Here is a 20,769-nt window from a genome sequence, read left to right as displayed (position 1 = left end):
ATCTCAATGTAAACTGGGTGGAGCGAATTGGGACCTGGGAAATTGGTATGAACAACCCAGGCTAGGGTCTATTTAAATTTTATCTTGTGCCACAATGGCATGATTTATGCCATCCGATACTCACACAACGCCCCTTCATTGGAGCGTAGCGATAGAACTCCAGACCGTAACACCATGTTACACGAGGAGAGCTCTCGCCATACTCGAGATGAAGGGGGCATTTCGATGCTCTAAAATTCACCATTTTAGCTCAATCTAGTAAAATGTAAACAGCCCCTACTTCAGTAGCTACCTACGATTAATTATGAATTACCTGCTGCTTTCTTAATTAACTCTTGTAGTGACTCTTCACTAGCAGCACCTGGTATAAATGAAGGTTCAGAACCTGTTTTAAATTGTCCATTTGGAGTTGAAGCAATTATAAATGCAGGTGTTCCCATCAAGTGTAATTTTTCTGCTAATTCACGGTTTGCATCTAAAATAGCAGTCACTTCTTTGCTTTGCATATCAGTCTTTAATTTCTTCATATCCAAACCTAAAGACTTTGCAGTAGCCATAACGATTTGATCATTTAAGCGCTTGTCAATGCCAATCAAAGCGTTATGCATTTCTTGATATTTACCTTGCATACCAGCAGCCAAAGCAGCTCTGGAAGCCAACTCGGAGCTCTTACCAAAAATTGGGAACTCTTTATAAACAACGCGTAGATCACTGTCTTTCTTGATTAAGCTGTCAATAATAGGTGACATTTTTTTGCAATGGATGCATTGGTAATCAAAGAACTCAACAATAGTGACATTCCCTTTTGGATTTCCAACAATGGTCGTTTTACCTAAAAACAATTGATCGGTATTTTCTTTAATTGCAGATTGTGCTTGCTGCTGCATATTTTGTTGTTGTTTTTGTTGCAGCGCTTGCGAAGCTTCCAAAAGAACTTCTGGATTAGCTACTAAATAGTCATGCACCACTTTTTCAATTTCTTTTTTTTGTGCATCAGACATAGGAGTTGTATTATTGGTATCTGCTGCCATAATTGCAGGTGATACTAAAGATGCTGTCAGCGCTCCTACTGTCAATAAATTTGTAAATTTCACACAGTTCCCCTTATTTAATAGTTAACATAATACCAACAACTTTCCAACCGGCACCCTAGCATCCGCTTCAAGAAAATTCAATAGGGTCCGTTTACAATTCTACTATCTTGGCAAAAATGACATAGTTTCAGTACGCTTACGTCCTTTTGAATTAGGTCACTGTGTCTCGACAGCTAAATTAGCATAGGCTAAAACCAGCCACTTAACACCGTGCTCTCTAAATTTTACTTGGACACGGGTATGTGCGCCACTTCCCTCAACTGCCAAGACCACACCGTGGCCAAACTTAGCATGGGTTACACTTTGTCCCAAAGACAATCCCGAAGTTTCTGCTTCTGGGATCACTGTGGGTTTATTTCGAGAAATAACAGGAGATTGAAATGTCGCTTTCACACGAACTTCATTAAGTAATTCTTGAGGCAGCTCCCTTAAAAAACGTGAAGACCGATGATACTCCTCTCGCCCATATTGCCGTCTTATTTCAGCATAAGACAAGACCAATTTTCGCATAGCGCGCGTCATACCTACATAGCATAGACGGCGTTCTTCTTCTAAACGTCCAGGTTCTTCCAAAGACTGCTTTCCTGGGAACACCCCTTCTTCCATTCCGACTAAAAATACGATAGGGAATTCAAGACCCTTAGCCGCATGTAAGGTCATTAAATGAACATAACGCTCATGTTCTCCCGCCTGCATTTCTCCAGCCTCCAAAGAAGCATGTGCTAAGAATGCATTGATTAAAGGAATTTCTTCATCTTCCTCTTGTTCATAGCGAAATTGTTTTGCTGCATTGATCAGTTCTTGGATATTATCAAGACGGGACTCCGATTTATCGCCTTTGATTTTGCTAAAATGAGCATGCAATCCACTCAGCTGTATCACTACAGATAACTGCTCATCCAACTCCATTGATTGAGTATTTTGTTGCAACTGTTCAATTAATTCGATGAACTTCAATAGTGCAGAACCTGCCCTCTGAGCCATCTCACCCGATTGTAATAAGGTCTTAGCGGCATGCCACAATGAGCATTGTTCTGCTTTCGCATAATGACGCAAATCGTCGAGGGTCTTTTCACCAATACCGCGGGTTGGGAAATTCACTACCCGATCAAAAGCGCTATCATCGTGGGGATTAACCAATAAACGCAAATAAGCTAAAACATCTTTGACTTCAGCGCGATCAAAGAAACGTACCCCACCATAAATACGATAGGCTATCCCCGCTCGTAACAATGCTTCCTCTAAAACCCTGGATTGGGCATTGGAACGATATAAAATAGCAATTTCATCAGCACTCCCCCCCTGATTGATTTCCATCATAATGCGTTCGCAGACAAAGCGCGCTTCTTCCAGCTCATTAAACGCACCGTAGACTAGAATTTTTTCTCCAGTTGCCCCATCCGTCCACAAGTCTTTCCCCATCCTCGAATTATTATGAGTAATAAGTGCATTTGCGGCGTTAAGTATGGTTGCTGTGGAACGATAGTTCTGCTCCAAACGAATAATTTGGGTATTTTTAAAGTCCTGAGAAAATTGCTGAATATTTTCAACTTTAGCGCCACGCCAACCATAAATGGATTGATCATCATCACCCACTGCCATAACAGCTGTATGTTCGCCTGCAAGAAGACGTATCCATGCATACTGAATCGTATTGGTATCTTGAAATTCATCGACTAATATGGCTTGAAAACGTTGGCGGTAATGCTCAAGAATCTCTGGGTTATCGCGTAATAGCTCATGAGTCCGCAATAACAATTCTGCGAAATCAATCACCCCTGCAGTTTGGCATGCTTGTTCATAGGCACTATAAATATTGAGCAAAGTTTTACCGGGTCCGTAAGGCAAAGTATGTACGTGTTGAGGTCGTACTCCTTCATCTTTGCGCCCATTTATATAAGACTGAGCCTGTTTCACTGGCCATTGTTCGGGATCAAGGTTCAATGAGGCAATAACTCGCTTGATTACCCGCGCTTGATCTTCAGAATCAAGAATATGAAATAATTCAGGTAAATTTGCCTCTTGATAATGTCGACGAAGTAAACGATGGCACAACCCATGAAAAGTTCCTACCCATAGTCCCAGTACCGGAGTGCTCAAGATACTATTTAACCTCGCTTTCATTTCGCCGGCAGCCTTATTGGTAAAAGTTACGGCCAAAATTCCATGCGGCGAGATATGCTCTTCTTCAATAAGCCAGGCTATGCGACTGACTAAAACTTTCGTTTTGCCACTTCCTGCCCCAGCCAGGACTAGCGTATTACCAATTGGAGAGGTAACTGCTTCACGTTGTCGCTCATTCAGTCCTTTAAGAATTGCAGCAAGAGTCATAAATAAATCCCAGGAAAAAAAGATGGTGTATTCTATTAAGAGATCCTACTCTCTCGCAAGCGAAAGAAAATAGAAGCTATACTAACTTTAAGTATAAACTTGTTTTATAGGTAAACCTAGAAAAAGCAGTTGTGGTTGAGGTCTCTACCATTAAGTTCCTGCCTACCCCCTGCAACTTGTCCGCGGGACGTAGTGAAAAGCGATCATCGCTGGACCTATTGATAGTAGAGGCTGTTGTAATCTGTTTTTCCAGGTTAAAGTGAATACTTATTGCTTTCAAGCGCGCCACAGCGCAAAATAATGCAATAAAGTAAAACAAACTTCCTAAAGGACTATAATGCACTCACTCTACCCATCGATTAAACCTTATGCGCAACATGAATTAAAAGTTAGTGCACTACACACACTTTACATTGAAGAAACAGGGAATCCTGAAGGATTGCCTGTTGTCGTATTGCATCCGGGCCCTGGTGCCTCATCTGGTGATGGTTATCTTAGACGCTTTTTTGATCCCCAGCATTATCGAATCATAATTTTTGATCAACGCGGCTGTGGACGATCTACACCCCATTTGGAAATTCGTGAAAATACAACCAGTTTATTACTGGATGACATCGATGCCATCCGCGATTTCTTAGGCCTATCCGAATTTGTACTGTCTGGTGGAGGCTGGGGTTCTTTGTTGGCTTTGCTTTACGCGCAAAAATTTCCGCAACAAATTAAAGCGCTGCAACTTCATCAAATTTTTTTAGGAAGGCAACAAGATTTTGATTGGTTTTACAAACACGGAGCGAACCTAGTATATCCTGACTATTGGCAGGAATTTATTAGTAGCGTTCCTGAAAACATGCTGGGGCAAATTCCTAAGTATTATGCCAACTGTTTGCAAGGCCCCAACGAACTGGCGCGTATGAGTGCTGCAAAAGCTTGGGCCTTATGGGAAGCACGTTGCAGCAGTTTGCAACCTCATTTATATGTTATCGATCAATTCAGCGATCCGCATTTTGCCTTGGCTCTTGCAACATTGGAGTCCCATTACATCAACAATCATTTTTTCATCGAAGAAAATCAGGTCATAGCGAATGTCCATAAAATAAGGCATATTCCAACCTATATCGTACACGGCCGTTTTGATTTAATTTCCCCATTGGCTGGTGCCTTCGAGCTTCATCAGGCCATACCAGCATCCAATTTAAGAATAGTACGTGACGCAGGACATTCCGATAGAGAATCAGGTATAATTGATGCCTTAATTTATGCAAGTAAAGAAATTTCCAAACAAGGTCTTGATGCATGTTGATTGTAATTCAAAGGGTGACACACGCCCGAGTTGATATAGAGGGCGAAACTGTCGGCAAAATCGACCAGGGTCTTTTGATTCTGTGCGGTTTTGAACCTGATGATTCAGAGCACAATATCAACAAAATGTTAGATAAATGCATCAACTACCGTATTTTTAGTGACAGCCAGGGTAAGATGAATTTAAGTCTTAGAGAAGTTCAAGGTGGTTTATTATTAGTGCCACAATTCACTTTAATGGCTGAAACTCAAAAAGGATTACGCCCAAGTTTTTCTAATGCAGCACCTCCTGAGCTTGGCCGACAACTGTTTGATACCCTATTGACTCGAGCATCTCAATTATACCCTCAGACTCAAAGTGGATGTTTTGGTGCCGACATGCAGGTTCATTTATGTAATGATGGTCCGGTTACTTTTTTGTTACAGTTCTGACAACCAGGTTTTTCTATAATGCGCTCGATAGAATCGTGCGATCCTGAGCGTAGCGAGGATCTCCTGCTCGACATGGATATCCCCTTCTCGAGATGACGCGATCCGCGACAATTACAAATAAAATATCAGTGATAGTCGGAGTCACTCTAGATTGTTTGCAAGAACATCAAACTCGTGTAACATCTTCCAATAAGTTGAATAATAAAAAAAATCATGCGCTTAATTTCTCTAGTTATCAGTTTGACCAGTAGCCTCGCTTTAACCGGTTGTGTCTGCAAAGGGACTAACCCCGCCGATCCTTTTGAACCTTTTAACCGAAAGGTATATAAGTTTAATACCGTGTTTGACAATGTATTTTTAAAACCTCCAGCCAAAGTATATCGAGCAGTGCTACCTGCACCGGTACGTAAAAGTGTCAATAATTTTTACAACAACCTCGATCTCATTCCTACTGTAGGGAATGATCTTCTCCAAGCTGAAGGAAAATGGGCAATCAGAGACTCATGGCGCTTTATTATCAACTCCTCTTTAGGTGTGGGTGGTTTATTTGATGTGGCGAAAACTTTTGGGTTACCCCCCCATTCAAATGATTTAGGTCTTACCTTAGCTAAATGGGGAGATAAGAATTCGCCCTACCTCGTTATTCCTTTACTGGGTCCCAGTACTCTTAGAGATGGTGCGGGATGGTTATTCCAGTTTGCCTTATACAGTCCCTATGTTTACATTCATGATGATACCGTAGTCTATAGTTTATTAGCTCTACGCTATATCGATTTACGCTCACAACTATTAGATACAGATCGTATAATGGATGAAGCATTAGATAAATATGCCTTTATGAGGGATGCATACCTCCAATACCGTAATCATCTCATTGCAGGTGCTCATGCAGATACTGGTACTCTGTATGTTGATGATAAAAAAGCAGATCAAGAAGCTGCTGCTGAAGTCGGCAGCGACTACGTCGATGAATAATATGTAGCCTGGGTTAGGGGAAGCCGTAACCCAGGCTACCAAACACAGATCTCTTAGTTGAAAATATCGAATCCTGGGGAAAAATCAGGTTTTAGCGCAGGTTGAGCAAATAAAGCTTATCGGTAAGCGGTGTAAAAGATCTAAGTAAGACATATCTTCTCAAGGCAGCGTAAGAAATCACCCGCAATATCGAGTTTTGTTTCAGCTTCTATTTCACGCAAGCAAGTTGGGCTAGTCACATTAATTTCAGTTAAATAATCACCAATCACATCAATGCCGACAAAATATAAACCTTTGCCCCTGAGAGTCGGTCCTATTTGTTCGCAAATCCACCTATCCCTTGGGGTAATAGGTACTACTTCACCACGAGCACCTGCAGCCAAATTACCTCGCAAATCACCTTCCGCTGGAATTCGTGCCAATGCATAGGGAACAGGTTCGCCATTGATTAATAAAATGCGTTTATCACCTAAGTTTTTTATTTCAGGAATGTAACGTTGGGCGATAATGGTTTGAGTTTGATTTTTAGTTAAGACTTCTAAAATAACCGCCAAATTTTTGCCTTGTTCTTCGACATGGAATACAGAGTTCCCTCCCATCCCTTCCAAAGGTTTGAAAATAACTTGTTTGTGCTCCTCCCAAAAAGCTTTCAATCGCTTCATATTTCGCGATACCAGCGTCGTCGGACAGCACTGAGGAAAATTTAGGGTGAAAAACTTCTCGTTCGCATCACGTAAACTTTGGGGTTTGTTCGCAACAAGAACCCCTTCACGTTCTGCGAGTTCTAAAATATAGGTGGTGTAGATGTACTCTATGTTAAAAGGAGGATCTTTGCGCATCAGAATGATATCAAGCTCGCTTAAAGGCATTTCATCTAACACTGTGATCTTGGCCCAATCCTTGCTGAGTACATCGCCAATACTTAAATCATACACTTGGGCAAAAGCGCGCCCTTCCTTGCAAAATAAATCTTCTTGCGTAAATGCAACACAAGACCAACCCATCTCTTGCGCTTTCTTCATCATAGCAAGCGTTGTATCTTTGTAAGGTTTTAGCTGATTTAGCGGATCCAGCAGCACGCCAAGTTTCATTATTCACCCCCAATAGCGGCTATTTCCCTTGCTGCAGCAAGTGCAGCCAATCGTGCAATAACTCCATAAACATAAAAACGATTGGACTCATCTACCTCAGTTAAGTCATCACAAGGCATATTACAGGCTTGAGCAAAAGCCAAGGGTTCAAAATGCATTCCTGGTGCGTTTAAGTTTTCATCGATCCCACGCTCTTTGTGTACTCTGTAAAATCCACCAACCACAAACTGGCCAATCATGTAGACAACAGGTTCAGCTACAGAGCCATTGGGCATGGTTTCAAAAGTATATACCCCTTCTTGGATAATCACTCTGTCTACTTTACGACCGCCTTTGCTGGTCGACATTCGAGTACGTTGTTTTCTATTGAGTTGGCGTACCTCTTCTGCTTCATGCACCATCATCACGCTCATGCCATAGGTACCATTATCGGCTTTAATCACAACAAAAGGTTTCTCTTTTATTCCATATGTTGCATATTTATCACCCATCAAGGTGAGAATTTTATCCACTTCGATTGCTAAACTATCTATCCCCTCCTGTGCCATAAAATCCAAACCTTCAAGCGCACTAAAATAAGGATTAATTAACCAGGAATCCATCCCTACAAATTCAGCAAAGTCTCGAGCAACCTCTTCGTAAAAATTAAAATGACTTGATTTTAATCGTGAGAACCAACCTAATTGTGCTGTAGGCCTTATTTTTTGTTTTATTCCTTGCAAAATTTCAGGAATTCCTTGTGACAGATCATTATTGAGCATGAGAAAGCATGGGTTAAAATCAGTTAACCCCACACGATCTCCTTGACGTTCTATAGGTTCTAATAAGAGACTTTCACCACTCTCAAGAAACACTTCAGTAGGCTCTTTAATTTCAGGATCCAAACTGCCTATACGCACCACGAAACCCGCTTTTACCAAAATAGTCCGCAATACATTGAGACTTGTTAAATAGAACTTATTTCGAGTGTGACTTTCTGGAATAAGCAAGATTCTCGTGCAATCGGGAACATAATCGATAAGCACAGACTGCGCAGCCTGAATACATAAGGGGAGAAATTCTGGATTCAGATTATTAAATCCTGCCGGAAACAGATTAGTATCTACAGGGGCCAGTTTAAATCCTGCATGTCTCAAATCAACAGATGAGGTTAAGGGCGGCGGAGTATCTTTCCACTGATGCCTAAACCAAGATTCAATTGCGGCAATTTGATTTAATACAATTTTTTCCACATGAAACAATGGTCCAGAATGTGCTGTGGTCAAATGAGGAACAGGGATTTCATGAACATTCATGCTTTTTCTTCTCGTTTTATATTTTTGACGATGTTACCGGGGTTAACACAGAAATAAAAGATCTTATTTATTTTCTGTTATTATATAGCACGTTAGATCTTTATGTCTGACCCAATCTTTGATAGCGGGAAATACTGCTAAAAAATGGGTTTGTCAGACTTAAGGGTCAACAAACATTAAAACTCTTGCATCATGTGTAGATAGTGATGCAGGTTATGCAAGAGTGCTATTGATTCACAAAACTAAAGGAACTGATTCATGATCAATGAGCTAGTACAACAATTTTCCACACAAATACAAACTTTTTTATTTATCATGATGCTTATCAATGGCATTTTGCATTTGATTTTTGCTGGTGCAGTAGCCCATGATGCAGGGAACATGAATCGGACAGGACAAAAAACTGTTTTAGTTTCTGCAGCGACCTGGGCATTTGCCACCTTGATAGGTGGTGTGTTCACAGCGACAATTTATTGGTTGCTGCATCATTCCACCTTTACACGACCAACAATAAGAGAGGTTCGTTATGACCAACCCTAAGATCAAAACGATTGATGTACATCAACTAAAAAAATTGATGGAAACTAACCCCAATCTTTGTTTAATTGATGTTCGAGAATTAGACGAGTGGCAAGAGTTTCATATCGCTGGAGCATGGCACATACCTAAAGATACCATTGCATCATGTATTGCTGCGAAAATTCCAAATAAAAATCATCCTATCTATTTGCACTGTAAAGGTGGAGTAAGATCCTTATTTGCCGCTCAAGTTTTAATGGATTTGGGATACCAAGAAGTTTATTCTGTAGATGGGGGTATTATTGACTGGGCAGTCTCAGGTTATCCTATTGAACAACCGAAAAAAATCTCGGAACCGCAATTATAATTCTGTATTGGCTTTTGTCCCTAAATGCTTGACCTTCCCCCCGATGCGTTCGGGGGGACATCCTCGGTATCCAGGAGAGCTGAGCAAAAACACTAGACCGTAGGCAAAAATTTGGTTATGTGACAGGTACAGGAAGATGAACTAGTTACATTGCACTGATACCAGTTCCCTAGCTCCTTCCATATACTCTTTACTCACAGCAGCATCAGAGACAGGATGAATAACCTCACTCGGTGGAAAAAATCCATGGTTTTGCCTGATTTTTTTATCAGCTTCTTTTAATGGTGATTCTTTAGGTTTCTCAATCTTGCCCACTTCAGTGGCTTTTAGGTCTTGTTCTTTGGCTTTCTCAATCTGCTCCAATTTAAGACCTGCTATTTTTTTAACCAAATCTTTTAGTACTGTTTCTACCTTATAATTCTTAATTTTGTGACTTGAGAATACCTGTTTACTTTTGTCCAAATAACCGTTGCTCGAATCCCCACCGACATATACATGTGCATGCATAAAGCCGCTTAAAGCCTCATACATTTCAAGTAAATTTTTGGAGTCTGGGAAGTTTTCTCGATCAAGATTAAGGGAGGTTGTTAATTGATTGTATAAAGTACTGTTCTCCGGAGACAAAAAAAACGAAGTGACAGTGCCTTGATAACTTTCAAAAATTTGATCACGAATATAGAACGCTGCAGCATATAGGACAAGTGTTTTATCATCGCTAGTGGATTGATCAAGACATGCTAAAACTTTAAGTAAGTATTTGCATTGAATTGCTCGTTCAGGATGGCTATAAGACAGAGATTTTAACGCCTGATGTAAATTTTTTTCATCCAATTTATGTCTTTTTACTTCAGTTGCAATACTCTCCCTGATGTATTTTGATAATAAATCATATTCAACATACTTAAAACCCATTTCTGCTCTCCTTAAACTCCATGAATCGGGATTAGTAAAATTTACTTCAACGTGAGCAGTTTAAACTAATTAATAATGCCAGTCATGCATTTTGTTTTTACTACTTAATTAATTTTTATCATTAAAAGTCAATAAGATATCATAAAAAAATTTTTTACCTTGTTTGATATAAAGAATCTTGAACTCAGCCTACTAAAAGGGGATTTAATGAGTTGAGTAAGAACTAAAGCCTCTTTTTGGATTGCTTTTTTAAGCACCGTTGATTAATTTACTCTTTTGCCCTCGTTAGGATGAGTTATGAAAAAATACCTCGGGTCCGTTTTTCTTGTTCTAAATTGTCTTAATAGCTATGCCCAAATCAGTCAACCGAAATTAGTCGTTCAACTGGTAATCGATCAATTACGCGGCGATCTAATTTATCAGCACCAACAACAATTTGGTAACGGTGGATTTAGTTATTTATTAAATCATGCCATTGATTATCACAATACGCATCATCCTCATGCCAACACAACAACCTGTGCTGGACACGCAACAGTGGCAACAGGAAGCTTTCCAGCCTTGCATGGGGTCATTAATAATGAATGGTATGACCGGAAATCACAACAAATGGTTTATTGCATGGAAGACTTGCAAGTCAATATATTAAAAACACCCCATACACATACCGCCACTCCAGGACGTTCTCCTAAGAATCTATATGCCTCAACTTTAAGCGATGAAATAATACTCTCGCAAAAAGGGCGTGTCTTCGGAGTGTCCTTAAAAGATCGTTCAGCAATAACCCTTGCAGGGCATGCCGGCAAAGCCTTTTGGTTTGATACGACTAATGGGGGATTTATTAGCAGTACTTATTACTATTCTCAATACCCTCAATGGGTTAAAGATTGGAACAAAAAATATCATCCTAAAGACTACGATTGGACTCTTGGTCGCTCCAAGGCTGAATATCAAAATGCCAACTCACCAGTTTTCCATCACGAAGATGAGCTTTTTGGTCAAACCTTTCCCCACCGTGTAAGGCACTCACCCATGCCTGAATATTTTAAAGCACTATCTCGAACTCCAAAGGCAGATCAGCTTACTGCAAATTTTGCTGAGCATCTTTTAATTGAGGAACGATTGGGTCAATCTCATGGAAAAACTGATTATTTAGCGATTAGTTTTTCAGGTGTGGATGCAATTGGCCATCAATTTGGCCCTAATAGTCTTGAATCGGAAGACAATTTATTGGAATTAGATAAAACCCTGGCCCATCTTTTTGCTACCATTGATAAACAAGTAGGACTCAACAATACCCTTATAGTGCTTACCGCAGATCATGGTGTAAATGATGGACCAACCTATCTCAAAGCGCATCATTTCAATGAAATTGCTCCAATTGATGTCCCTAAAATGGAGCAATACATTCGTGCTGTACTAAAAAAGCAATATAAGCTTCCAGAACAAACACTGAAATCTATCGTACCTCCTTATATCTATCTCGATCATAAAATAATTAACCAGCATCAGTTGAAACTGAACGAAGTGAAACTTTCTCTAGCACAGGCCTTAACATTAAGGCCTGGGATATTCAAAGCATTTGCATTACCGATTACTGGTATTGAAAAAGATTGGCTTAGCGCTAAAGTAAACAGAATGTATTTTCCAGACCGTTCTGGAGATATTTACCTCGTTCAACCTCCAAATCAGTCCAATGGGGCAAAAAGTAAGGATAGAGTGAGTCATGGTAGCCCTTGGCAATATGACAGTTATGTTCCTTTACTCTTTGTCCACCCCTATTTTAAAACCCAACGTATTTTCCGACCGACCTATACAACGGACATTGCCCCCACTTTATCCGCTGTGCTCATGATCAAAAATCCATCCGCAGCTGTTGGTCAGCCTTTGCAAGAAATAGTATCTTCTTTTAATTAAAATACGGCAAAAAAAGATCCCGGATTACGCTGCGGTAATCCGGGCTACAAAACAACTACTTTCTCATATCAAAAATAATGAAATCATCTAAACTTATATTATAGAATTGATCTGTTTTATGCCCCTGAAAACCAGACGCTTTAACAAGTAGATCCTAATTAAAGATTGAATTTAACACAAAAAACCTTTAGTATTTGCCAAATTTCTAGCGATATTATTATGAATAAACAAGCCATAATTATTGGGATTTCAGGCCCTTCTGCATCAGGTAAAAGTCTCTTAGCAAATACTATTGTTAATGAGCTTGGCTCAGAACAGGTAGTAGTTATTTCTGAAGACGCCTACTACAAAGACAATGGTCATTTGCCTTTCACTGAACGAGAAAGAATAAACTATGACCACCCTGATTCTTTCGATCATGCTTTGCTTTGTGAGCATTTGAGGCAATTAAGGGAAGGCAGACCAGTTGAAATACCGATTTATTCACACTCTAAGCACATGCGCTTGCCTGAAACCAGAACCATTGGTCAACATGCCATCATTATTCTTGAAGGCATTTTACTCTTCAGTGATAAAGAGTTACGAGAAATAATGGATATTCGAATTTTTATGTCTACTCCTTTAGACGTGTGTTTAACCCGCCGTTTGAAAAGAGATGTGGTTGAACGACATCGAACGTTTGAATCGGTAGTACATCAATATGAAACCACCGTACGTCCCATGTACTTACAGTTTATTGAACCATCCAGTCGCTACGCTGACATCATTGTTCCTCGTGGAGGAGAGAACAGGATTGCTATTGAAATGATTCAAGCTAAAATGCGTGAATTGTTAGCATCACACACTAATTAATTGAGGAGAAAATAGTGGGATTTTTAGCGGGTAAAAAAGCACTCATTATTGGTCTTGCAAGCAATAGATCTATTGCTTACGGCATTGCCAAAGCATTTCATGAACAAGGAGCTGAATTAGCGTTTACTTATCAAAATGAACGTTTAAAAGAACGTGTGGAGTCAATGGCAGCCGAATTCAATTCCACTCTAACCTTTCCTTGTGATGTAGCTCACGACGACGAAATTCAAGCTCTTTTTTCCAATCTCCGCAAACAATGGGATCACCTGGATATCCTAATTCATTCAGTGGCTTATGCCCCAGCAGATCAAATTAGTGGCGACTTTGTAGAATCGTGCACTCGCGAAGGTTTTAGAATAGCTCATGATATCAGTGCATACAGTCTCATTGGTCTGGCACAAGCGGCCTTACCGATGATGGAAGGAACTGAAGGTTCTCTTTTAACACTCTCATATTATGGCGCAGAAAAGGCAGTGCCTAACTATAATGTGATGGGTGTCGCTAAAGCAAGCCTTGAAGCTTCTGTACGTTATTTAGCTGCGAGTTTGGGACAAAAAGGCATCCGTATCAATGCCATATCTGCAGGCCCCATCAAAACACTTGCTGCAGCAGGAATTAAAGATTTTCGTAAAATACAAAGTGCTTATGCCAACATTACCCCTCTCCATAGAAACGTTACTATTGAGGAAGTTGGAAATACGGCTGCATTTTTATGCTCTAACTTAGCCTCTGGGATTACAGGCGAAGTAGTTCATGTTGATGCAGGTTATCATGCAGTATCCACTATGAGTGATATCAGTTAATCTTTTTTGACCTCTCCTGAAAAGGGAGAGGTTTTCGTTTTTCAAAAGAACTTGATTTTCACTGGAACACCAAAAATGAGTTAATTTTTAGCTAACATCCGTTCAAATAAGCCCCTGACCTATCGAAATAACATCCTCTTTTATTACTTTCCTTTTTAACCCATATTTATAAGCCGGTCTTTACTGAAATAATTAAAAAGAACTCTTCATGCAGCAGATCACTAGATTGTTACTATTTATTAGAACTTTCGTCATGTGTTCAAACGCAATGAGCGATCCATTTTTTTGGGTAATTAACTCAATTAAATCCCAAAATATCCTCTCCAAAATATCCGAAACGCCTCTACCATCAAGCTCATTCGAAATTCTTGTCTGCATCATTCGTTATCAATTAATCGTAATCCAAATATTTAAATTACCACCACTTGAATCATTTTAAGTCTTATAGTTTAACTGTTGTTCATATAGATGATATAATAAACTTATGCAAACCCAAACACATAGCCCTATATTTTTCAGCGTTGAGCAAGATTAAGTATGAGGAACACTCTATGGCACCGCAACCAATCAGCAAAGAATATCTAGATAAAATGCTTGATGAAATAGGTCATGATACACAGCAAGGAAATAACCTACAGTCTCTCGTCAAAAGATACAATGAAGCATTGTTCGAATTAAGTGAATTAAAAAGAAATCTCGAATGGAAGCTTATACTCGAGCCAGATGCGTTTAAGGCCGCGGAGCAAAAACTGATATTAGCGGGAAAAAATCTAAAATCAGGTCATGTGTTAGACACTAAATCATCCAGTTGGGTGAAACACATGCAAGAATATGACCAAATTGTAGCAAAACTTAAAGAGCATAAAATAGATCAAACGATCAAACAAAAATTCAGCGCCTATTTTAAGGATCCTGATCACAAGAAAAAAGCTGATGAATTCATTGAAGCATACAATAAAAAACTTGAGGTCTTGGAGCAAGAGCGAGAAGAGTGGAAGCACAAAAAAGATAAAAATGGTAATTCGTTATACGATCCAATCATGGAGGCAGAAGTAGAAAAGCAACTTAAAATCGTACAAGCACATGTAATTCAAGCAATGCAAGCTACAACAGCGGCAGAAAAGGCAAAAAAACTGGGCCTAGCTAAGGAAGCACTTGCTGGAGTTGGACTTTCTTTAGCTGGAGCAGGTTTAGGAATGATTATTGCTGGTTCCGGAGGCAGTGTAGTTCCTGTGTGGGGAACCATCACAGCAGGAGTCATAGGAGGCATAGCAGGAGGTATCTATGGAGGAATAAGAGCTTATAGAGGTTATGAGATCGCTAAAGCAAAACTTCAAGCAAGAGTGGATAGGGTTTTGGGAGCAATCACAGAGTACCCTAGCCTTGATGACTCTACGCCTATGAATAAAGGGATAGCACAGCTAAAATCGCAAGATAATTTTGCTTGGCTGTTTGGAGGACCTCGCGAAGCTGACTATAAAAGAATGCATAGGAAATATGTAAAATCTGGCAAAAAAATCGATAAAAACGATAAAGATACAATTGATTTAATGCTACAAAGCAAATTTGCAGAGAGCAGAGGTGCTTATTTCCTTATGTTGGAGGATATGATTCGTGAGAATGCGGCGGATGCAGCCTTGCAAGTCGCTGCTGGCCTTACTCCAGCCCCCCCATTCGATCCCTATACCGCACTGCTCATATCATCACAATTCACTATTATGTGTACTGCTCAGATAGGAACGGCTCGTGCCATGGCAAATCTGGCGCCAATCGAGGGAATGCCATCGGGACATGTACCCGTGGGTAATAACAAAGAGCTAATGCATAAAGCAGCCGCAGGGTTAGCTTCTAATGCTGAATGCTTAATTTCACTCGCGCACCAGATCACTATTTGCACAAATATAGAACAAGAGATACGAATTGAGATGCTGGCTGATGTTCATGCTGCGTTAGCATACACCATAGAAACCTATGATGAATTGGTGTCCAAACACAATTTACCTTTACAAAAGGACTTGGTCGAAGCACTAAAAACGGGTATATCAGCAGATATTAAAAACAAAGGATTAAAAATAACAGTCGAAAGTGAAGAAATTACAGCGTCAGGCAACCAAAGTAAACAAGAAAAAAAGGTATATAATGCAGGAGCTGCAACGCTTAAATATCTAAGAAGTGAAGCCCTGCAAAACCCATCATCTTCATTTCATCATCTGAAACCACCCAAAATCATGGAGAGGCCGAAGTTAGAAAAAGCGCTTGAGGGGGCAGATTATTTCATGAATGTTACAGCCGGACCTGCGTTAGGAATTTACGCAGTAAGCACCACGACATTTAGCCCATATGTACTTAATCCCGAATCACCTCAAACTATTGAATTGGGACAAACAGGAACAACTGCAGCAGGACTCTCAGTAGGAATAACTTTGGGCGTATTAGCTTTGGCATGCGGTGTGGGATCAGCAGTATGTGGTGTTAAAGCAGAGAAAGAAAGTGCAAAAATTTGCATACTTGGAGATGTAGCTGAACGACGTCGTATTATTCATAGCAAGCTCCATAACTCTGAGCGAGGAAGTGCTGCATTATCGCAACGTACAGATGATGAGCTTCGCAATCTGCTTGATAATCCGAAACAGCAACTCTTATTACTGAAAACCCAATCGGTAGGTTTAGCAGTACAAAGTGAATCGGCGCAGAGAGTTCAAGAATTATCTAAAACAGAACGGATATCACACCTAAGAAATGTAGGAATGTGGAAGGGCAAGGGACGCGAGTTGCATCGGCCCATAACCCCTGGCCGTCAGAAATATATTCTTGATGTGATGAATGGCGGCTTACAATGTATCGTCGATCTACCAATTAAGCTGAAGCATGAAATAGATGCCCTTGATAGAAAGAATCCCAAATTACATTCACAAGAGAAACACAAAGAAAAGATCAAAAAACTTCTTAAAGCAACTGAGAGTGATATTGGACTAATGAAGCAAATTGTTGAATCACTTCATGGGTTACCTGACGGCACAGACCCTGAATTGATTAACAAGCTTAATGAGGTACTGTTTCAATTACTCGCCTTATCGGAACATGCGCAAAAAGAATATCCGCCACATCAGTTGGATGTGTACTCAGAAGGCCAAGAAGTCCATTATAGAAATAAACCTAGTGTAGCTGATTTTAAAATCATGGAATTTTATGATTTGATTGAGGAATTTAAAGCGAATATACCGGAAGGGCCAAAGGACTTAAGAGGAAAGGCAATGGATAAGCTAGGACTATAATGTAACCATTAATAAGTGTTAGCATATTGAACTCTCTGGTAAAATTAAGTTATCTTTCCATGGTTCAATAGACTAACTCAAGGAGATAAAACAATGAAGCCTGCGATAAAGAAAACGAGTCTAGGTACTCCTGAAGAAATGATTTCAGCAATAGTCGAATACTGCAGGAAAGGACATAAGTGGGGCGTAAAGGCGATTCTTAAAAACATTAAAGAAGATGAACGTGGCGCGCTATTAAATCAACGTGATCGTTTTGGTGATACCGCACTAACAGCCGCTGCTGCTGGTGGTCACCATAGTTTGGTACAATATTTATTGGAGATCCCAGGGGTTAATCCAAATGTAACGACCGAAGGCACAGGATTTACTCCTCTAATAGTGGCTGCCGCTAAAGGATATGGCAATATGGTGGATACCTTGATTAAAAAACCAACGGTCAAACTGGAAATTAAAGATATAAATGGACTGACGGCCGCAGAAGAAGCGGAATACGCGAACCATTTAGATATCTCAAATACAATAATGAATAAAATGACACCGTGACTCGCATCTGAACGTGAGAATAGTACGCACGTAGGTCCTTAGCATCAAGTAAACCGAGCGTGTATCAAGACTCATTCTGGATTAGGACTAAGTCTAATCCAGTACCTAATCTTTTAGTTGCCAATAAATGTTTAAGAAGTATGTTGAAATCGTGTTAGAACGTTGCATCGAGCTTTCCAGCGATACATAGAGGCCAGTCGTTCAGCCCATCCTATATATTCAAGCAAATACTTTATAAAACAATTAAAACGACTAAAAAACAGTCGCTAATTATTTTTGACCTGCTTTCGGGGAGGAAGGCTCTAAATCTTCAACCTCTAATGCGGTATCCTTTGGACCTAAATTATTTTTTTGGGCATCTAGTTCTTCAGGGAGATCCGCAGCGCCAACGCGAGTGTTCAAAAGAGTCTCTAATTCCACTGGCTTATCTAGTGAATCGGATTGATTTTTGAGTTCCTTCTCTGCTTCTGATGCTTCCGCTTCTGATTTGATTCTATCCCACTTACCCATAATACTCTCAAAAAAAAATCACCTAGGGTAATTATAGTTCAAGCGTAATGAAGTGAAGGGTGAAACTGATTACTCAATTTCCCCCATATTTTTATAAACTGCATCCAATGCTTTTAATGACTCAAGCAAAGACTTCATTTTAGCCAAAGGCCAACTGTTAGGCCCATCGCTCAAGGCCTTATCTGGATCAGGATGAGTTTCCATAAACAACCCTGAAATTCCTGCAGCTACTGCAGCACGTGCAAGCACAGGAACAAACTCACGTTGTCCACCAGAAACGCCATTATTTCCCCCAGGTAGCTGCACTGAATGCGTTGCATCATAAACAACAGGACATCCTGTTTCGCGCATAATCGCTAATGAACGCATATCTGAAACCAAATTATTGTATCCAAAACTCACACCACGCTCACACGCCATAATCTGTTCATTACCACATGCTTGCGCTTTAGCAATCACATGCTTCATTTCCCAAGGAGCTAAAAACTGCCCTTTTTTGATATTCACCGGCTTATTCATTGACGCTACTTTTTGAATAAAATTGGTTTGTCTGCATAAAAACGCTGGGGTTTGTAATACGTCAACAACACTAGAGACTTCCAATAAAGGCGTATCTTCATGAACATCAGTTAACACAGGAACACCTACCTGCGTTTTTACCTTTTCCAATATCGCCAATCCCTTTTCAAAACCAGGCCCTCTATAACTGGATATAGAAGAACGGTTTGCCTTATCAAATGAAGACTTATAGATAAAAGGAATCTGTAACTGGCTACATATTTCTTTTAAATATCCAGCTGTTTCCAGCGCTAACGCTTCACTCTCAATGACACAAGGTCCAGCAATTAAAAATAAAGGCTTATCTAAACCTACTTCAAATCCGCATAATTTCATTTTTAATTTTTTCCTTGATGTTTCTCGCGAGCAGCAAGTACAAACTGTTTAAAAAGCGGATGGCTTGCTCTCGGAGTTGATGTAAATTCTGGATGAAACTGACAAGCTAAGAACCAAGGATGGTCTGATAACTCCACCATTTCGACTAAAGAATTATCTGCTGAGCGTCCAGAGATAATTAATCCATGATTCACGAGACTTTCCACATATTTATTATTTACTTCATAACGATGGCGATGACGCTCGATTATTTGTGGTTTTCCATAGACCTTACGCGCTAGGGTGCCTTCTTCCAATTGACATAATTGGGCTCCCAAACGCATCGTACCGCCTAAGTCACCATGTTCATCACGAAGTTGTTTTGAACCATCTACATCCATCCACTCACTGATTAATCCAAGCACAGGATGGGCAGTATTTTTATTAAATTCGGTGGAATTTGCCTCTTTTAGGCCAACAACATTTCTGGCAAATTCAATGACTGCAGTTTGCATTCCCAAACAAATTCCCAAGAAAGGAACGTGATGCTCTCGAGCATATTGGATTGCTTTGATTTTACCTTCCACACCACGTTCCCCAAATCCCCCAGGAACAAGAATCGCGTCAATACCTTCCAAAATTGAAGAACCATGCTTTTCGATCAATTCAGCATCTAAATAGACGATATCCACTTTAGTCTGAGTATGAAGCCCAGCATGCAACAACGCTTCATTAATTGATTTATATGCATCATTCAATTCAATATACTTACCAACCATGGCAATTTTTACAGTCATGGTTTGGGTGGCTTGCATCGCCACGACGCGGTCCCATTCGCTTAAATCAGCGGGTTTGGCATCCAGCCCTAATTTCTTGACAACGATGTCATCAAGTCCATGCTCATGCAATATTCTTGGAATTTGATAAATACTTGGCGCATCCTCAAGAGGAATAACTCCCTCTTTCTCCACATTAGTAAACAGAGCAATTTTAGCTCGATCAGACATAGGTAATGCTTTTTCTGAGCGACAAATCAAAATATCAGGTTGGATACCTATAGAACGTAATTCCTTTACTGAGTGCTGTGTTGGTTTTGTTTTCGTCTCGCCTGAAGTAGCAATATAGGGCACTAATGTCAGATGGATAAATAAGGTTCTTTGCGACCCTAATTCAATACGCATTTGACGAATGGCTTCGAGAAAAGGTAATGATTCAATATCCCCAACGGTTCCACCAATTTCAACCATTGCCACATCAAAACCATCAGCACCTAATTTGATGCATCGCTTGATCTCATTGGTTATATGAGGAATAACCTGAACAGTCCCGCCTAAATAATCGCCCTTTCTTTCTTTTTTAATGACGGTTTCATAAATTTTTCCAGAGGTAAAATTATTACGTTTTGTCATCGTTGTATTTACAAAACGTTCGTAATGACCTAAATCCAGATCGGTTTCTGCACCATCATTGGTTACAAAAACTTCACCATGTTGGAATGGGCTCATGGTTCCTGGATCCACATTAATATAAGGATCAAGTTTAATCAATGTTACTTTAAGACCCCGTGCCTCAAGAACAGCAGCGAGAGACGCAGCTGCAATACCTTTACCTAAGGAAGAGACCACACCACCTGTAATAAAAATAAAATTTGTCATAATTGACCTTGTATCCTGCTAATTAA

18 protein-coding genes are annotated in these 20,769 nt (G+C 40.0%); 10 read left to right on the top strand and 8 right to left on the bottom strand.

The features are described 5' to 3' along the window. Nucleotides 1-302: 302 nt before the first annotated feature. Both OQJ13_RS14765 and uvrD read right to left on the bottom strand, forming a co-directional pair. The gene (locus tag OQJ13_RS14765) at nt 303-1,094 is read right to left on the bottom strand and encodes a DsbA family protein (RefSeq protein ID WP_265702506.1); all 792 of its coding nucleotides are present in this window, start codon (nt 1,092-1,094) and stop codon (nt 303-305) included. A gap of 156 nt (nt 1,095-1,250) precedes the next feature. Continuing rightward, the gene (gene uvrD, locus OQJ13_RS14760; protein ID WP_265711597.1) at nt 1,251-3,425 is read right to left on the bottom strand and encodes a DNA helicase II; all 2,175 of its coding nucleotides are present in this window, start codon (nt 3,423-3,425) and stop codon (nt 1,251-1,253) included. 337 nt (nt 3,426-3,762) lie between these two features. Here uvrD and pip point away from each other — a divergent pair, with 337 nt between their 5' ends. The 3 genes from pip to OQJ13_RS14745 all read left to right on the top strand — a co-directional run bounded on the left by pip (nt 3,763) and on the right by OQJ13_RS14745 (nt 6,131). Next, the gene (gene pip / locus OQJ13_RS14755; RefSeq protein WP_265711596.1) at nt 3,763-4,725 is read left to right on the top strand and encodes a prolyl aminopeptidase; all 963 of its coding nucleotides are present in this window, start codon (nt 3,763-3,765) and stop codon (nt 4,723-4,725) included. Next, the gene (dtd, locus tag OQJ13_RS14750; protein WP_265711595.1) at nt 4,719-5,156 is read left to right on the top strand and encodes a D-aminoacyl-tRNA deacylase; all 438 of its coding nucleotides are present in this window, start codon (nt 4,719-4,721) and stop codon (nt 5,154-5,156) included. The genes pip and dtd overlap by 7 nt, the downstream gene beginning before the upstream one ends. A 213-nt stretch (nt 5,157-5,369) precedes the next feature. Continuing rightward, the gene (locus OQJ13_RS14745; RefSeq protein WP_265711594.1) at nt 5,370-6,131 is read left to right on the top strand and encodes a VacJ family lipoprotein; all 762 of its coding nucleotides are present in this window, start codon (nt 5,370-5,372) and stop codon (nt 6,129-6,131) included. A gap of 140 nt (nt 6,132-6,271) precedes the next feature. On the opposite strand, the gene gshB is transcribed toward OQJ13_RS14745, so the two are convergent. Both gshB and gshA read right to left on the bottom strand, forming a co-directional pair. Continuing rightward, the gene (gene gshB / locus OQJ13_RS14740) at nt 6,272-7,222 is read right to left on the bottom strand and encodes a glutathione synthase (protein WP_265711593.1); all 951 of its coding nucleotides are present in this window, start codon (nt 7,220-7,222) and stop codon (nt 6,272-6,274) included. After that, entirely contained in the window at nt 7,222-8,517 is a 1,296-nt protein-coding gene (gene gshA, locus OQJ13_RS14735; protein ID WP_265711592.1) for a glutamate--cysteine ligase, read from the bottom strand. Before gshA ends, gshB begins: the two co-directional genes overlap by 1 nt. Nucleotides 8,518-8,775: 258 nt before the next feature. On the opposite strand from gshA, the gene OQJ13_RS14730 reads away from it, so the two are divergent. After that, nucleotides 8,776-9,057 (top strand): hypothetical protein, encoded by a 282-nt coding sequence (locus OQJ13_RS14730; RefSeq protein WP_028382015.1) that lies wholly within the window; start codon nt 8,776-8,778, stop codon nt 9,055-9,057. Beyond that, nucleotides 9,044-9,403 carry a rhodanese-like domain-containing protein gene (locus OQJ13_RS14725; protein ID WP_265711590.1) on the top strand — a complete coding sequence of 120 codons (360 nt, stop codon included), beginning with the start codon at nt 9,044-9,046 and terminating at the stop codon, nt 9,401-9,403. Before OQJ13_RS14730 ends, OQJ13_RS14725 begins: the two co-directional genes overlap by 14 nt. Before the next feature lie 141 nt (nt 9,404-9,544). Here the strand turns inward: OQJ13_RS14725 and OQJ13_RS14720 are convergent, their stop codons facing one another. Next, complete coding sequence (locus tag OQJ13_RS14720) at nt 9,545-10,315, bottom strand: hypothetical protein (RefSeq protein ID WP_265711589.1); 771 nt, start codon at nt 10,313-10,315, stop codon at nt 9,545-9,547. A 297-nt stretch (nt 10,316-10,612) separates the two neighbouring features. Between OQJ13_RS14720 and OQJ13_RS14715 the strand changes: the two genes are divergently transcribed. From OQJ13_RS14715 to OQJ13_RS14695, 5 genes are all read left to right on the top strand, one after another. Further along, a complete protein-coding gene (locus tag OQJ13_RS14715; protein WP_265711588.1) occupies nt 10,613-12,232 on the top strand; it encodes an alkaline phosphatase family protein in 1,620 nt (539 codons plus the stop codon). A gap of 219 nt (nt 12,233-12,451) precedes the next feature. Beyond that, nucleotides 12,452-13,084, top strand: coding sequence for a uridine kinase (gene udk, locus OQJ13_RS14710; RefSeq protein ID WP_265711587.1), 633 nt, complete (start codon nt 12,452-12,454; stop codon nt 13,082-13,084). A 14-nt stretch (nt 13,085-13,098) separates the two neighbouring features. Then, a complete protein-coding gene (locus OQJ13_RS14705; RefSeq protein WP_028382020.1) occupies nt 13,099-13,887 on the top strand; it encodes an enoyl-ACP reductase FabI in 789 nt (262 codons plus the stop codon). A 551-nt stretch (nt 13,888-14,438) separates the two neighbouring features. Next, entirely contained in the window at nt 14,439-17,162 is a 2,724-nt protein-coding gene (locus OQJ13_RS14700) for a hypothetical protein (RefSeq protein WP_265711586.1), read from the top strand. A gap of 93 nt (nt 17,163-17,255) precedes the next feature. Next, nucleotides 17,256-17,705, top strand: a complete 450-nt coding sequence (locus tag OQJ13_RS14695; RefSeq protein ID WP_265711585.1) for an ankyrin repeat domain-containing protein — start codon at nt 17,256-17,258, stop codon at nt 17,703-17,705. 270 nt (nt 17,706-17,975) lie between these two features. Here the strand turns inward: OQJ13_RS14695 and OQJ13_RS14690 are convergent, their stop codons facing one another. The 3 genes from OQJ13_RS14690 to OQJ13_RS14680 form a co-directional block, all read right to left on the bottom strand. Further along, a complete protein-coding gene (locus OQJ13_RS14690; protein ID WP_265711584.1) occupies nt 17,976-18,215 on the bottom strand; it encodes a hypothetical protein in 240 nt (79 codons plus the stop codon). A 69-nt stretch (nt 18,216-18,284) separates the two neighbouring features. Beyond that, nucleotides 18,285-19,109: a 3-deoxy-8-phosphooctulonate synthase gene (gene kdsA, locus OQJ13_RS14685; protein WP_265711583.1), complete on the bottom strand. Its 825-nt coding sequence runs from the start codon at nt 19,107-19,109 to the stop codon at nt 18,285-18,287. Between the two features lie 2 nt (nt 19,110-19,111). Further along, nucleotides 19,112-20,743 carry a CTP synthase gene (locus OQJ13_RS14680; protein ID WP_265711582.1) on the bottom strand — a complete coding sequence of 544 codons (1,632 nt, stop codon included), beginning with the start codon at nt 20,741-20,743 and terminating at the stop codon, nt 19,112-19,114. Between the last annotated feature and the right edge of the window lie 26 nt (nt 20,744-20,769).

The sequence above is a fragment of the Legionella sp. PATHC035 genome (assembly GCF_026191115.1).
In the GTDB taxonomy this organism is placed as follows: domain Bacteria; phylum Pseudomonadota; class Gammaproteobacteria; order Legionellales; family Legionellaceae; genus Legionella.
The sequence above is the reverse complement of the archived record's forward strand: the minus strand, read 5'-3'. Positions and strand labels throughout refer to the sequence as shown.